The sequence below is a fragment of the Acidovorax sp. SUPP2825 genome (assembly GCF_030158995.1).
Classification (GTDB): domain Bacteria; phylum Pseudomonadota; class Gammaproteobacteria; order Burkholderiales; family Burkholderiaceae_C; genus Paracidovorax.
Map to the genome: position 1 here is coordinate 65,552 of NZ_BQXK01000013.1, position 14,251 is coordinate 79,802.

The window sequence follows — 14,251 nt, forward strand, 5'->3', positions numbered from 1 at the left end:
ATTGCTTACTTCTGGCGCGTGAGCACGCGGGCCAGGATATTGAGGCCGAGGACGGCGACGGTGATCAGGAACACCCCTGCCCAGGCGAGCTGCTGCCAGTTCTCGTAAGGGCTCATGGCGAACTTGAAGATGGTGACCGGCAGGCTGGCCATGGGCTTGCCCAGGTCGGCATTCCAGAACTGGTTGTTGAGCGCCGTGAACAGCAGCGGTGCGGTCTCCCCAGCGATGCGGGCCACTGCCAGCAGCACACCGGTGATCACGCCGGCCCGGGCAGCCCGCAGCGTCACCATGGTGATCACCTTCCACTTCGGCGTTCCAAGCGCATAGGCCGCTTCGCGCAGGCTGGCAGGCACCAGCACCAGCATGTTCTCGGTGGTGCGGATGACCACCGGAATCACGATGAGCGCCAGCGCCAGGATACCGGCATAGGCGGAAAAGCTCTTGAACCGTGCCACGACCACTGCATACACGAACAGGCCGATGACGATGCTGGGCGCCGAGAGCAGGATGTCGTTCACGAAGCGGGTCGTGGAGGCCAGCCAGCCGCGCGTGTCGTATTCGGCCAGGTACACACCGGCCATGATGCCGATGGGGGTGCCGACGAACGTGGCGAGCGACACCATCACGAGCGAGCCGAAAATGGCGTTGGAGATGCCGCCGACCTCGTTGGGAGGGGGCGTCATCTGGGTGAAGAGCGCCAGGCTGAGCCCGCCGATGCCCAGGCGGATGGTCTCCCAGAGAATCCACACCAGCCAGAACACCCCGAACACCATGGCGGCGAGCGAGAGCGTCAGGGCGATGTTGTTCACACGCTTGCGGCTGTCGTAACGGCGCTGGCGCACCTGCGCCATTTCAGCGGCCGTGATGAGGGTTTGCGACGTGCTCATGCGCGGGTTCCTTCGTTCTTTTGCAGTCGGGACAGCAGCACCTTGGACAGGGCCAATACCACGAAGGTGATGAAGAACAGCACCAGGCCCAGGTAGATGAGCGAGGCCTGATGCAGGCCTTCGCCGGCTTCGGCGAACTCGTTGGCCAGTGCGGAGGTGATGCTGTTGGCGGCTTCGAAGACCGACAGCGAATTGAGTTGGTTCATGTTGCCGATCACGAAGGTCACGGCCATGGTCTCGCCCAGGGCGCGGCCGAGGCCCAGCATCACCCCTCCCAGAACACCCGTCTTGGTATAGGGCAGCACGACCTTCCAGACCACCTCCCAGGTGGTGGAACCCAGCCCGTAGGCCGACTCCTTGAGCAGCGCGGGGGTGACTTCAAAAACATCCCGCATCACCGCAGCGATGAACGGAATGATCATGATGGCGAGGATGATCCCGGCCGAAAGGATGCCGATGCCGACCGGGGGGCCGGACACCAGGGCGCCCAGATAAGGAATACCGCTGAACAGCGACTGCAGCGGCTGCTGGACCCAGGTGGCCAGAATGGGGCCGAACACCATCAGGCCCCACATGCCATACACGATGGAAGGAACCGCCGCCAGCAACTCGATGGCCGTGCCCAAGGGACGCTTGAGCCAAGCGGGCGAGAGTTCCGTCAGGAACAGCGCAATGCCGAAGCTCACGGGAACGGCGATGAGCAACGCGATGAACGATGTGGCGAGCGTGCCATAGATCATCACCAGGCCGCCGTAGTCGTTCTGCACGGGGTCCCACACGCTGCGCGTGAGGAAGGTCAGGCCGTACTTCTCGATCGAAGGCCAGGCACCGACCACGAGCGACAACAAAATACCCACGAGAAGCGCCAGCGTGAGCAGGGCCGCACCGCGGGCGAGAAAGCCGAAAACCCGATCGGCCATCACGCCCGACAGGAGCGGCGACCGCGGAGGCGGTGTGGTACGGGGAGCCTCGGCGCGAACCGGCATCGAGGACGACTGACGTACTGGCATGGTGCTGGACACTGCTGTGCCTTCCATAAGAAAAAACGAAACTGGTGGCCCGCGTCAGCGGGCCACCATGGGATCACTTCAGCGAAACGGCTTTGCCGGAAGTGTCCTTGATGTCACCCCAGGACTTGATGATGACGTTCTTCACGGAGTCGGGCATGGGCACGTAGTCCAGGTCCGCTGCCGTCTTGTCACCCGACTTGTAGGCCCACTCGAAGAACTTGAGCGAGGTGGTTGCCTGCGTGGGCTTGTCCTGCGTCTTGTGCATCAGGATGAAGGTGGCACCCGTGATCGGCCATGCATCCTTGCCTGGCTGGTTGGTGAGGATCTGATAGAAGCTCTTGGCCCAGTCGGCGCCGGCAGCGGCGGCCTTGAAGGCGCTGTCTTCCGGCGACACGAAAGCGCCGTCCGCATTCTGCAGCTGGACGTAGTTCAGCTTGTTCTGCTTCACATAGGCGTATTCCACGTAGCCGATGGAGTTCGGCAGACGACCCACGAAAGCAGCAACGCCTTCGTTGCCCTTGCCTCCGGCGCCGGTGGGCCAGTTCACGGCGGTGCCCTCACCCACCTTGGACTTCCACTCGGCATTCACCTTGGACAGGTAGTTCGTGAAGATGAAGCTGGTGCCCGAGCCGTCCGCACGGCGGACGGGAGCGATGGCGGCGTCCGGAAGGTTCACGCCAGGGTTCAGCGCCTTGATGGCCGCATCGTTCCAGTTCGTGACCTTGCCCAGGTAGATATCGCCCAGCACCTGCCCGCTCAGCTTGATCTGGCCGGGCGAGATACCCTTGATGTTCACCACGGGAACCACGCCACCGATCACGGTGGGGAACTGCAGCAGGCCCTTCTTGGCCAGTTCGTCATCCTTGAGGGGAGCGTCGGACGCACCGAAGTCCACCGTCTTGGCTTCGATCTGGCGCAGACCGGCACCCGAGCCCACCGACTGGTAGTTGATCTTGACGCCGGTGGCCTTGTTGTAGTCGGCAGCCCACTTGGAATACAGCGGTGCGGGGAAACTCGCGCCAGCACCCGTGGCTTCCTGCTGGGCCCATGCGCTGGAAAAAGCGCCGGCCGCGACCACACCAGACACCAGAATCCGAATCACAGACAGTTTCATGTAGGAACCTCTTGGTTGAAAGAATCAGTGAGGCGACTCTAGAAGCGCTTTATGACACCATCGTGACATCCCCTGCAAGCTGTCATTCACGATTTTCAGAGGGACAGCTGCCCGTACTTGTCACGAAATCGTCATCATTGCTGCGTAGCCTCCGGCGCACCGACCCCGTCGGCAACCCTTCGGAGAACCAACATGTACCGCCGCTACGTCTTTCCTTTTTTGCTCGCTGCCCTGACTGCCGCGACGCTGAGCGCTTGTGCCACGGGCCCCAGCGCCTCCAGCCCCATTTCCGCCACGCTGGCGGCAACCCCCTCCATCAGCACATTCCGCACGCTGGCCACGCAAGCCGGTCTGGCGGATACGCTGGCTGCCAACGGCCCTTACACGGTCTTCGCCCCTTCCGATGAAGCATTCAAGGCTGTGCCAGCCAAGACGATGGCAGAACTCCAGGCCGATAAATCCAAGCTCCAGGCCGTCTTGAACTACCACATCGTTCCCAAGCGGCTGACTGCGGCCGACATCCAGCCTGGCTCGGCGAAAACCCTGCAAGGCAGCGAAATCACCCTGTCGCGCGCCGGCACCTTCGTGACCGTGGAAGATGCGATGGTCGTTCAAGCCGACATTCCCGCCAGCAATGGGGTGGTGCACGTGGTCGACCGCGTGCTGATGCCACCGGCCAAAAAGTAACTGAATCGATATTGCAGGAGGGGGCGGCATCCCCCGCCCTTCCTGGCACAGCTCCGATGCGTCATCGACTGGAGAGGCAGGTGCTATGCTGCCCCGCCTGAAAACCAGCGCGCCTTGCGCAACAACATGCACGACGGAACACTGCTTGCCGCTGTGGATCTCGGATCCAACAGCTTTCGCCTGGAAATCGGGCGTTTCGAACACGGCCATATCCAGCGTGTGGAATACCTCAAGGAAACGGTTCGCCAGGGCAATGGCCTGGATGAAGACCGCAACCTGACCCCCGAGGCCATGCAGCGTGGTTGGGACTGCCTTGCCCGCTTTGCCGAACGCCTGACCGCCTTCGAACCCCATCACGTCCGTGCCGTCGCCACGCAGACCCTGCGGGAAGCGCGCAATCGCGAGGTGTTTCTCCAACGCGGCAGCGACATCCTGGGTCACCGGATCGAAGTGGTCTCGGGCCCCGAAGAAGCCCGCCTGATCTATCAAGGAGTTGCGCGGCTGCTTCCACAGTCCGACGAGCGTCGGCTGGTCGTGGACATTGGCGGAAGATCCACCGAACTGATCCTGGGACAGCAATTTTCGGCGCGTGCCGTCGCGTCCTATCGGGTGGGCAGCGTGGCCTGGTCCAGCCGGTATTTTCCAGAAGGCATCTTCACGCCCCAGGCATTCCGAACGGCCGAGATCGCGGCCCAGGCCGTGCTGGACGAAGCGCTCAACGTCTACCGGCCGGACACCTGGGACGTGGCTTACGGGTCCTCCGGCACGGTCGGGGCAGTGGGGGATGTACTGGCCGCAGCAGGCCATCCCAGTGGACTCGTCACGCGTCAAGGGCTGGATTGGCTGCAGGAGCAGTTGCTGCGTGTCCGATCGGCAGACCGCCTGCGCATGGAGGGGCTCAAGGAAGAGCGCCGCAGCGTGATCGGCGGCGGACTCAGTGTGCTGCGTGCCATTTTCGAGTTGTTGCAGATCGATCAGATGCAGGTGGCTCAAGGGGCATTGCGCCAAGGGGCCCTGTACGACCTGCTCGACCGTGAACTGCCGGAAACGGACTTGCGCTCTTCCACGGTGCGGGGACTGATGCACCGGTTCGCGGTGGACATCGAGCACGCGGAGCGGGTCGCAAAGACCGCCTGTTCGTTGTTCACGCAGGCGTGCCGCAAAAACTGCGAGCGCGCCGAGCGAAAACTGGCGTGGGCCGCGCAGTTGCACGAAGTGGGCTGCCGCATTTCGCACAGCGAGTACCACCACCATGGCGCGTACATCCTGGACCATACCGATGCTGCCGGCTTTGCGGTATGGGAACTGCACCGGCTGGGCCTGCTGGTGAAAGGCCATCGGGGGAAGGTCCGCAAGCTCGAAGCCGACCTTGACGATCCCGACCTGGCGCTGCAACTGGTCTGCCTGCGGATCGCCGTGGCGCTGTGCCACGCCCGCCGCACACCCGACATGCAAGGGTTGTCGCTTTCCCAACAAGGCAATCGATTCGCTTTGTCCACACGCCCCGGATGGTCGGCCGCGTATCCACAGTCCGCTCATCTTCTCCGAGAAGAGAGCACGGCATGGATCAAAACGCCCTGGGAGTTCGCAGCAGAGCTGCAGTGATGGACCAATCGTCAGATGAAACGGTATAAACTGTATATACCGTTTTTTCATTCGACTCATATGCCCAATACGTCAGACGTTTCCACCACTTCTGTCTCGAACACCGCAGCAACCCCTGCTCCCGCAGCGAATGCCGCCCCTTCGGCCAAGCCCGCCGCACGCAGCAAGGCAGCTGCTCCGAAGAAAGCCCCGGCCCGCAAGGCGGCGGCCAAGCCCGCTGTAGCCAGCCCGGCCCTCGACACCAAGGCCAAGAAACCCAAGCTCATGCGTGACAGCTTCACCATTCCCAAAGACGAGTACGCCGCCATCGAAGCATTGAAGCTTCGCACCGGGCAACTGGGCACAACAGCCAAGAAGAGCGAACTGCTGCGTGCGGGCCTCAAGCTGCTCTCGGCGTTGGGTGACGATGCATTGGCGAAGGCACTGCAGGCTGTTCCGTCCATCAAGACCGGCCGCCCTAAAGCGCAAGCGCCTGCGCAGCCTGCACCCGTCGCCAAGAAGGCTGCCAAGCCGGCGAAAACGGCGCGCAAGTAAGCCAAGGGCATCGAGCGCCGGTTGGCCCTGGCGCTTTTGGTGGTGCTGGTCTCAGAGAAAATCCGGGGACTGCACCGCCAGCAGGATAGTTTCCGTGGTTTCCGGCCGTTGCCGCTGACGCAGCCACCACACCGCCCCTTTGCGGATGGCGCATTCCGGCGCCTGCAAGGCCAAAAGGCTTGCCACGGCTTGACCCAACACTGGCTGATGCCCCACCACCAACACGGCACCGCGGGACTTCGGCCATTGCGCCAGTTCAAGCAGTTCCTGCGGGGTGCCACCAGGCAGCAGCTCGGCGCGCAGTTTGTACTTGCGCCCCAGGGCCTTCGCGGTAGCCTCGGTGCGACGTGCGGGGCTGGACAGCACGCGCAACCCATCTGGCAGTTGCCGATCCAGCCAAGCCGCCATGCGCGCAGCTTGTTTCTCTCCGCGCGCGGTCAAAGGACGATCCAGATCGTCTTCTCCCTCACGAAGCTCTTCAGCCTCCGCATGGCGCCAGAGGATCAGGTCCATCATGCCTTGGAGCTGCCGCCGTGGGCTATTGTTCGGCCTGCCGCCGCAGCATAGCGGTCCATCAGCGCTTTTTGCGCACCTTTGCCAGACACGGGATGCGGCGCGCGCTCATACGTACCATCGGGCTGCAGAGTCCAGGCATCCCGATCGTCCTGCAGGTAAGCCACCAGACATTCATCGATGATGCGCTGCCGCAGTTCCTTGTCCGTGATGGGCCAGGCCAGTTCGACACGCCGCAGCATGTTGCGGTTCATCCAGTCCGCGCTGGACAGATACAGATCCTCTGCCTTGCCCGCCCGGAAATAGAACACCCGGGTGTGCTCCAGAAAACGTCCGATGACCGAGCGCACCCGAATGTTGTCCGTGGTGCCCTTGCGCTGCGCCGGCAGCATGCAGGCACCCCGTACGATGAGATCGATGCGCGCACCTTGCTGCCCCGCCTTGATGAGCGCGCGCATCAGCACATCGTCCGTCAGGGCATTCATCTTGGCCACGATGCGGGCATCGTCGCCCTTGGCTGCAGCCTCCCCCACCCGCTCGATCATGTCCAGCATGTGCTGCTGCAAATGGAAAGGCGCGAGCACCAGCTTGCGCAACTTGGGCAGCTTGTTCTGGCTCGCCAGATGATTGAACACCGCATCCATATCGGCGGTGACTTCGGCATCGGCCGTGAAATAGCTCAGATCGGTATACAGGCGGGCGGTCCGCGGGTTGTAGTTGCCTGTGGAAAGATGGCCATAACGGCGCAGGTGCCGCCCTTCGCGGCGCGTGACCAGCAGCATCTTGGCGTGTGTCTTCAGGCCCACCACACCGTACACGACCTGCGCCCCGATGGACTCCAGGGCTTCCGCCCAATTGATGTTGGCCTCTTCGTCGAAGCGCGCCTTCAGCTCCACCACCGCCATGACTTCCTTGCCGCGCCGAACTGCCTCCCGCAGCAACTCCATCAACTCCGAATCGGCCCCCGTGCGGTAAATGGTTTGCTTGATGGCAAGCACCTGTGGGTCGTTCACCGCCTCACGCAGAAAGGCCAGCACCGCGTCGAAACTCTCGAAAGGCTGGTGGGCCAGCACATCGCGCCGCCCGATCTGTTCGATAAGCGAGGTTCCCGACTGGATTTGACGCGGCCAGACCGAACGCCATGGAGGAAACAGCAGTTCTGGATCGTTCACCAGGTCCACCAACTGCGAAAGCCTCACCAGATTCACAGGGCCGTGCACGCGGTACAGCGCCGCATCGGGAAGTGCAAACTGCAATTGCAGGAAATCGGACAAGAACCGCGAGCAGCTCGATGACACTTCCAGCCGCACCGCTTGACCATAGTGGCGATGTTCCAGGCCCTGGCGCAGGGCCGTTCGCAGGTTGCGCACATCGTCTTCATCCACGGCCAGATCGGAATGGCGCGTGACACGGAACTGGGAAAACTCCGTCACTTCGCGCCCGGTGAAGAGCTCCGCCAGGTGTGCCCGCACAATGCTGGACAGACTGACAAATTGCGCTCCCGTCACAGCCACTTTGGCGGGCATGCGTATCAGGCGCGGCAAGACGCGAGGCACCTTGACGATGGCAATCTCGTTCTCGCGTCCGAAGGCATCGTTGCCTTTCAAACGCACGATGAAGTTCAGTGACTTGTTGGCGACCTGTGGAAACGGATGCGACGGGTCCAGGCCAACCGGAATCAGCAAAGGCCGGACTTCCCGATCAAAGTATTCGTTCACCCAGCGTCTTTGTGCCCCGGTACGGTCGCCGTGGGACACGATGTGGATGTTCTGGGCCGCGAAGGCCGGGGTGAGCGATTCGTTGTACAGCGCATATTGCCGCGCGACGAGGTCATGGGCCTTGGCGGCCAACTCCTCGAACGAAGCGACGGTATACGGGCCTTTGGTATCGCCGTTCTGGGCGGCGGTCAGATGGGCCGCGGCACGAACCTCGAAAAATTCATCGAGATTGGAAGAAACGATGCAGAGGTATCGCAGGCGCTCGAGCAGCGGCACATCGGTCCGCGCGGCCCAGTCGAATACCCGCTCGTTGAAAGCAAGGATGCTGTGGTCGCGGTTGAGAAAATCAGGATCGGAGTTCAACGATTTCTCTGGCAAAGGGGGCGCATTGGCCTCCTCGACTTCCCCGGTAGGCACAGCAGATTGAAGAGGCGATTCGGGGAGGGGCTCTGAAGGCGACGGCATGACTGCTTTGAAAGGGATGGGTTCCACCCCAGTATTGGCAGTCACCATGACATTTTCATGACAATCCGGTGGAGGTGTCACGGAAGGTTTGCTGAGGTTCATGACAGATAAAGCGCCGTCACACTCCGAGGAAGTGCTTTCGGTATCGCGAAGGCAAATCCGCAATGCGCATGAGCATCGGCAAATCGGCTGAGTTGAAATCGGGGTCCCAGGCCGGCGCACCGAGAACGCGCGCACCCAAGCGCAAATAGCCCTTGATGAGGGCGGGCGGCTCGATAGCCAGCGACCCGTCCAGTTGGTCCACAGGCAGCGGCAGCCGCGGGCGCACATGGAACTCGATGGGCGCTAGATGCGACTTCTGCACTTGGCTCCAGATGCTTGCAGCCGCATCGCCGCTCACCACCCCGTTGTGCAGCATGGGAATGCTGGCGCAACCGATCATGGTGTCGAGTTGATTGCGCACCATGAAGTCCGCCAGGGCGCTCCAAAGCGCCAGAATCACGCCCCCGTGCCGGTAGTCCGGATGGACACAGCTGCGTCCCAGTTCGACCATGCGAGAGCGGAGCGTGCGCAGCCGCGTCAGGTCGAATTCGGTATCGCTGTAGGTACCGCCGACCCGGCGCGCTTGAGCGGGAGTGAGTACGCGGTAGGTGCCAATGACCTGACGCGTGACCGTGTCCCGAACCAGCAGATGCTCGCAATATTCGTCAAAAAGGTCCACGTCATGGCCGGCCACCGAGGTATTGAGGCGCGCGCCCATCTCCGACGCAAACACCTCGAACCTCAGGCGCTGGGCTTCCCGGACTTCGTCGAGGTGCCGCGCCCAAGCCACTTCCACGCCGCCCTCGGTGGACAAACGGCTTGCCACATCGCCCGAATGGCCAGGGCGATGAAGTGACCCCCTGGGCAATGAGTCTGGACACAAGGGCATCGTCGGGATGGGTAGTTCGTTCACTCGTCTCTCCCTGCAAGGGTGGTTGGATCACAGCTTGAAGGAGCGTTGCCCTTCCCGCTTGGACGAGACTGTGGCAAACGGCAGTGACGCCGCCATGTCCAGGCCATGACAGCTTCATGACGTGGAAAGAAGGACGCCAGCCCTCCCAGGAAAAGGCATCCATCGCGCTTTTGATCGAGACAATCCCGAACTCAGGATTTCAGGGGCGACTGCTACACTTTCGTACAACTTGCCGCCCGCCAGGGCTTCACTCATTTCCATGTGCCCCACGCTTGATGCGCCCGTGCTTTCTCAGTCCGGGCCGACTTTGCAACGCATCCTTCGCGAGCAGCAGACTTTGTTGGACAGCGCCGGCGTGGGCATCGTGTTCATCCGCCAACGGCAGATCGTTCGCTGCAACCAGCGCTATGCCGATATCTTTGGCTATGAAACGGTCGAAGAAACCATCGGGCTCAGCAGTCAGGCCCTGTATCCCACCCTCGACGCCTTCCGGGAACTGGGGCGCAATGCCTATCCGGTGCTCGCGCGCGGGGACACCTATCGCACGGAATGCCAGATGCGGCGCTGCAACGGCCGCTTGTTCTGGAGCAGCTTGGCCGGTCGGCTGATCAACCCAGCCGACACGGCGGAAGGATCCATCTGGATCATCGACGACATCGATGAGCAGCGGCATGCGCAAACCCAGCTTCATGCCGTGGTGCAGGAAAAGCAGGCCCTTTTCGACCAGGCCATGGTGGGCATCGCCTTCATCTCCAACCAGCGCATGACGCGCTGCAACCAGCACTTCGAACAGATGCTGGGTTATGGTCCTGGAGAGCTGGCCAACGCAGCGACGCGGCAGTGGCATTTCAGCGACGCGGACTGGGAAGACGCGAAAAAGCGCTGCTATGAACCGCTGCTGGACGGCAAGATCTTCGTGGGCGAGATGACCTTGCGCGGCAAGGATGGCCGCGCCGTGGTGTGCGAGGTGCGTGTCAAGGCCATCGACCCCGCCCGCCCGGCCAATGGATCGGTTTGCATTGCCATGGACGTCAGCGAGCAGCGGCAGGCACAGGCAGAGCTGGCCCGGATGCACGCCGACCTGGAGCTTCAGGTGCACCAGCGCACCCGGCAGCTCAGCGAGACCGTGGAAAACCTGCACCGCGAGATCAACGATCGCAAGCACGACCAGGAACGTATCTATTGGCTGGCCCACTACGACCCCTTGACCGGCCTGCCGAACCGCACGCTCCTGGCTGAGCGCAGCCACCACGCGATCCGCGCCGCCAGCGAAGGGGGCACGCCGCTGGCTGTCATCTTCCTCGACCTCGATCACTTCAAGCACGTGAACGACTCGCTGGGCCATCGGGTGGGTGACGCGTTGCTGGTGGAAATCGCCAAAAGGCTGCGGGCCGTCGTCCGCGACAAGGACACCGTGTCGCGCTTAGGGGGCGACGAATTCATCCTGCTGCTGCCCGGGGCGAACGCGCATGGGGCGGCACGGGTCGCAGGCAAGCTGCAGGAGGCGTCGCGCCAGCACTACCAGATCGGGCACCACGAACTCACGATGGCACCCTCGATGGGCATCGCGCTGTTTCCACAGGACGGCGCAGATTTCGACACCCTGACCCAGTCCGCCGATGTGGCCATGTACCGGGCAAAGCTGGACGGCCGCAACACCTACCGCTTCTTCACCCCGGAAATGCAGGCCCAGTCGGTGCGCGCCCTCCTGCTGGAGAATGCCCTGCGCCGCGCTTTGGAGCGAAACCAGCTGCACCTGCACTACCAACCGCAAATCACCATCGCGACAGGGGAGATCCGCAGCGTGGAAGCGCTGCTCCGCTGGGAGCACCCCGACCTGGGCAGCATCTCCCCTGCGGAGTTCATCCCCATCGCAGAAGACAGCGGCCAGATCCTGCAGATCGGTGAGTGGGTCATGCAGATAGCCCTGGACCAGTTGCAGCACTGGCACACCATGGGCATGGACTGGCTGGCCATGGCGGTCAATCTATCGGCACTGCAGTTCAGGCAGCCGCAGTTGCCCGAACTGGTCAGCCGGCTCCTGGACAGCACCTCGCTGCGGGCCAACCGGCTGGAGCTCGAACTGACCGAAGGCGTCGCGGTGGACGACCCCCGTTCCGCCATTGCCACCATGGACCAGCTCCATGCCCGGGGCGTGCGCATGTCCATGGACGATTTCGGCACGGGATATTCTTCGCTGAGTCAACTCAAGCGCTTCCAAATCTACAAGCTCAAGATCGACCAGTCGTTCGTGCGAGACCTGGGCAACGACAGCAACGACCGGGCCATCGTCAGCGCCATCATTCGCATGGCCCAGGCACTGGGCATCCGGACCACGGCCGAGGGCGTGGAAACGAGCGAGCAGCTGTCATACCTGCGCGAGCAAGGGTGCGATGAAGCACAGGGCTATTACTTCAGCAAGCCTTTGCCCGCCCACCAGATCACCGCCCTGCTGCAGCGGCAGCATGCCACGCAATAGGCTGGATCAGACCCTGCGCCGACTCAGCCCCGGAGCACGCTGCAGGTGGACTCACCCCGCACGCGCCGCGTCGGCCAGCTGCTGCGCGAAGTGATTGGCATGGTCGGCATTGCTGGCCTCCACCATCACGCGCAGCAGAGGTTCGGTTCCGCTCGCGCGAATCAGTACCCGCCCGGTTTCGCCCAACGCCGCCTCGACGGAGCGCAAAGTGTCTGACAAAGTGGTGTTGCTCTTCCAATCCTGCCCCGGTGCGAGCCGGACATTGAGAAGCACCTGCGGAAAGAGCTGCACATTCGCCAGCATGTCCGGCAAACCACAGGCGTTGCGTACACACGCCTGAAGCACCTGGAGGGCGCTGATCAGGCCATCGCCCGTCGTGTGGCGGTCCAGGGCCAGCAGGTGTCCCGAACCCTCTCCGCCCAAAAGCCAGCGATGGCGGGCCAGCTCTTCCAGCACGTACCGGTCACCGACTTTGGCACGCACGAACTGCACACCCTGCGCCTTGAGCGCGAGCTCCACCGCCATGTTGGTCATGAGCGTGCCGACCACGCCCGGCACCGGCTCGCCCCGGCCCAAACGGTCCGAGGCCATGAGATACAGCAGTTCGTCGCCGTTGTAGAGCCGCCCTGCTGCGTCCACCATCTGCAGCCGGTCCGCATCCCCGTCCAGCGCCACGCCGAAGTGCGCGTGATTGGCGCGGACCGCCCGCACCAAGGCTTCGGGGTGGGTCGCTCCGACCTGGTGGTTGATGTTCAGGCCATCGGGCGAGCAGCCGATGGCCAGCACTTCCGCACCCAACTCATGGAACACCTTGGGCGCGATGTGATACGCCGCGCCGTGGGCCGCATCCACCACGATCTTCACCCCCTTGAGCGTCAGATCCTGCGGGAACGTGCTCTTGCAAAATTCGATGTAGCGGCCTGCCGCGTCCTCCAGGCGTCTCGCTTTGCCCAAAGAGGCGGAGTCCGCCCAGACGGGGGCTTCATCCAGCGCCGCCTCCACCGCCATCTCCCACTCGTCGGAGAGCTTCGTGCCTTGCGCGCTGAAGAACTTGATGCCATTGTCCGGATAGGCATTGTGGCTGGCGCTGATCACGACACCCAGGCTTGCGCGCTGGGCACGGGTCAGGTACGCCACGCCGGGTGTGGGCAAAGGGCCCAGCAGCACCACATCCACCCCTGCAGAGTTGAAGCCGGACTCCAGCGCGCTCTCCAGCATGTAGCCGGAAATGCGCGTGTCCTTCCCGATCAACACCGTGGGCCGCTCCTCCTTGCGGCGCAAAACCCGGCCCACCGCATGCGCGAGCCGCAGCACAAAGTCGGGAGTAATAGGCGCCTGCCCTACGGTGCCGCGGATGCCATCCGTACCGAAATATCGACGTGTCATGATTTTTTGCCTCCGCCTGAAGGATATCCGCAGGCTAGAGTGAGGGTGGGGGAATTTGAGAGGCCTGCCAGACTTGCAATGCGGCGACGGTTTCGCGCACATCGTGCACGCGCACGATGCGCGCGCCACGCTCCACGGCCAACAACGCCGCTGCCACGCTCGGGACCATGCGCTCTGAAACCGGCCACTGCGTGACCGCACCGAGCGACGATTTGCGCGACCAGCCAGCCAGCCAGGGGTAGCCCGCGCGGGACAGCAAAGGCTGGCAGGCAAGGAGCGCGAAGTTCTGCTCCACCGTCTTGCCAAAGCCAATGCCGCAGTCCAGCACGATGCGACTCTTTTCGACCCCCAGCGCATGTAAATCTAGGGCACATTGCTCTAAAAAAGATAGCACTTGAGAGACCACGTCTCCCTCCATCGGAGCTGCCTGCATGGTTTGGGGGTCGCGGTGCATGTGCATCAGGCACACCCCGCATGCAGGATGGCCGGCCACCACGGCCATGGCTCCGGGTTGCCGAAGGGCCCAGATGTCGTTGATGATGTCAGCGCCCAAGTCCAGCACCGCACGCATCACCTCGGGCTTGTAGGTGTCGATGGACAACGGTACGCCCAGGCCCACCGCCGACCGAACCAGCGGCAACACCCGAGCCAACTCCTCGTCCAGCGAGACGGCGGGACTGCCTGGGCGCGTGGATTCCCCCCCGATGTCCAGAATGTCAGCCCCCTGCGCCAGCAGGCTTTCGCAGTGGCGCATCGCGTCCGTGGTGTTGGCATGCCGCCCGCCATCGGAGAAGGAATCCGGAGTGGCATTCACGATACCCATGACCTGAGGCCGTGAGAGATCGATCTGGAATCGGCTGGTCTGCCAGTGCATCGACACGTGAAATGGTTTAAACGA

12 protein-coding genes are annotated in these 14,251 nt (G+C 62.9%); 4 read left to right on the forward strand and 8 right to left on the reverse strand.

Annotated elements, in window-relative coordinates:
• Positions 1–5: 5 nt before the first annotated feature.
• The 3 genes from pstA to pstS all read right to left on the reverse strand — a co-directional run bounded on the left by pstA (position 6) and on the right by pstS (position 3,011).
• On the reverse strand, positions 6–887 hold the full coding sequence (gene pstA / locus AVAK2825_RS16800; RefSeq protein ID WP_272568960.1) for a phosphate ABC transporter permease PstA: 882 nt from the start codon (positions 885–887) through the stop codon (positions 6–8).
• Complete coding sequence (pstC, locus tag AVAK2825_RS16805; RefSeq protein ID WP_272569680.1) at positions 884–1,897, reverse strand: phosphate ABC transporter permease PstC; 1,014 nt, start codon at positions 1,895–1,897, stop codon at positions 884–886. Before pstC ends, pstA begins: the two co-directional genes overlap by 4 nt.
• Positions 1,898–1,970: 73 nt before the next feature.
• A complete protein-coding gene (pstS, locus tag AVAK2825_RS16810; protein ID WP_272568958.1) occupies positions 1,971–3,011 on the reverse strand; it encodes a phosphate ABC transporter substrate-binding protein PstS in 1,041 nt (346 codons plus the stop codon).
• A gap of 192 nt (positions 3,012–3,203) precedes the next feature.
• Between pstS and AVAK2825_RS16815 the strand changes: the two genes are divergently transcribed.
• The 3 genes from AVAK2825_RS16815 to AVAK2825_RS16825 all read left to right on the forward strand — a co-directional run bounded on the left by AVAK2825_RS16815 (position 3,204) and on the right by AVAK2825_RS16825 (position 5,837).
• Positions 3,204–3,698, forward strand: a complete 495-nt coding sequence (locus AVAK2825_RS16815; protein ID WP_284400990.1) for a fasciclin domain-containing protein — start codon at positions 3,204–3,206, stop codon at positions 3,696–3,698.
• A gap of 126 nt (positions 3,699–3,824) precedes the next feature.
• Complete coding sequence (locus AVAK2825_RS16820) at positions 3,825–5,303, forward strand: Ppx/GppA phosphatase family protein (RefSeq protein ID WP_284401118.1); 1,479 nt, start codon at positions 3,825–3,827, stop codon at positions 5,301–5,303.
• A 15-nt stretch (positions 5,304–5,318) separates the two neighbouring features.
• Positions 5,319–5,837 carry a hypothetical protein gene (locus AVAK2825_RS16825; protein ID WP_284400991.1) on the forward strand — a complete coding sequence of 173 codons (519 nt, stop codon included), beginning with the start codon at positions 5,319–5,321 and terminating at the stop codon, positions 5,835–5,837.
• 51 nt (positions 5,838–5,888) lie between these two features.
• Here AVAK2825_RS16825 and AVAK2825_RS16830 read toward each other — a convergent pair whose 3' ends face one another.
• The 3 genes from AVAK2825_RS16830 to AVAK2825_RS16840 form a co-directional block, all read right to left on the reverse strand.
• Positions 5,889–6,353 (reverse strand): SixA phosphatase family protein, encoded by a 465-nt coding sequence (locus tag AVAK2825_RS16830; RefSeq protein WP_272568952.1) that lies wholly within the window; start codon positions 6,351–6,353, stop codon positions 5,889–5,891.
• Positions 6,350–8,533 (reverse strand): polyphosphate kinase 1, encoded by a 2,184-nt coding sequence (ppk1, locus tag AVAK2825_RS16835; RefSeq protein WP_502870557.1) that lies wholly within the window; start codon positions 8,531–8,533, stop codon positions 6,350–6,352. Before ppk1 ends, AVAK2825_RS16830 begins: the two co-directional genes overlap by 4 nt.
• Before the next feature lie 118 nt (positions 8,534–8,651).
• On the reverse strand, positions 8,652–9,488 hold the full coding sequence (locus tag AVAK2825_RS16840) for a GNAT family N-acetyltransferase (protein ID WP_284400997.1): 837 nt from the start codon (positions 9,486–9,488) through the stop codon (positions 8,652–8,654).
• 259 nt (positions 9,489–9,747) lie between these two features.
• Here AVAK2825_RS16840 and AVAK2825_RS16845 point away from each other — a divergent pair, with 259 nt between their 5' ends.
• Positions 9,748–11,967 carry a sensor domain-containing protein gene (locus AVAK2825_RS16845; protein WP_284400998.1) on the forward strand — a complete coding sequence of 740 codons (2,220 nt, stop codon included), beginning with the start codon at positions 9,748–9,750 and terminating at the stop codon, positions 11,965–11,967.
• A gap of 51 nt (positions 11,968–12,018) precedes the next feature.
• Here AVAK2825_RS16845 and glmM read toward each other — a convergent pair whose 3' ends face one another.
• Both glmM and folP read right to left on the reverse strand, forming a co-directional pair.
• Positions 12,019–13,353 carry a phosphoglucosamine mutase gene (gene glmM / locus AVAK2825_RS16850; RefSeq protein ID WP_272568945.1) on the reverse strand — a complete coding sequence of 445 codons (1,335 nt, stop codon included), beginning with the start codon at positions 13,351–13,353 and terminating at the stop codon, positions 12,019–12,021.
• 34 nt (positions 13,354–13,387) lie between these two features.
• Positions 13,388–14,227 (reverse strand): dihydropteroate synthase, encoded by an 840-nt coding sequence (gene folP, locus AVAK2825_RS16855; RefSeq protein WP_284401120.1) that lies wholly within the window; start codon positions 14,225–14,227, stop codon positions 13,388–13,390.
• Positions 14,228–14,251 lie beyond the last annotated feature (24 nt).

Excerpts from the sequence above, each read along its gene's own strand:
- pstA (WP_272568960.1), bottom strand. The coding sequence starts at position 887 with ATGAGCACGTCGCAAACCCTCATCACGGCCGCTGAAATGGCGCAGGTG.
- pstC (WP_272569680.1), bottom strand. The coding sequence starts at position 1,897 with ATGCCAGTACGTCAGTCGTCCTCGATGCCGGTTCGCGCCGAGGCTCCC.
- pstS (WP_272568958.1), bottom strand. The coding sequence starts at position 3,011 with ATGAAACTGTCTGTGATTCGGATTCTGGTGTCTGGTGTGGTCGCGGCC.
- AVAK2825_RS16815 (WP_284400990.1), top strand. The coding sequence starts at position 3,204 with ATGTACCGCCGCTACGTCTTTCCTTTTTTGCTCGCTGCCCTGACTGCC.
- AVAK2825_RS16820 (WP_284401118.1), top strand. The coding sequence starts at position 3,825 with ATGCACGACGGAACACTGCTTGCCGCTGTGGATCTCGGATCCAACAGC.
- AVAK2825_RS16825 (WP_284400991.1), top strand. The coding sequence starts at position 5,319 with ATGAAACGGTATAAACTGTATATACCGTTTTTTCATTCGACTCATATG.
- AVAK2825_RS16830 (WP_272568952.1), bottom strand. The coding sequence starts at position 6,353 with ATGATGGACCTGATCCTCTGGCGCCATGCGGAGGCTGAAGAGCTTCGT.
- ppk1 (WP_502870557.1), bottom strand. The coding sequence starts at position 8,533 with ATGCCGTCGCCTTCAGAGCCCCTCCCCGAATCGCCTCTTCAATCTGCT.
- AVAK2825_RS16845 (WP_284400998.1), top strand. The coding sequence starts at position 9,748 with ATGTGCCCCACGCTTGATGCGCCCGTGCTTTCTCAGTCCGGGCCGACT.
- glmM (WP_272568945.1), bottom strand. The coding sequence starts at position 13,353 with ATGACACGTCGATATTTCGGTACGGATGGCATCCGCGGCACCGTAGGG.
- folP (WP_284401120.1), bottom strand. The coding sequence starts at position 14,227 with ATGCACTGGCAGACCAGCCGATTCCAGATCGATCTCTCACGGCCTCAG.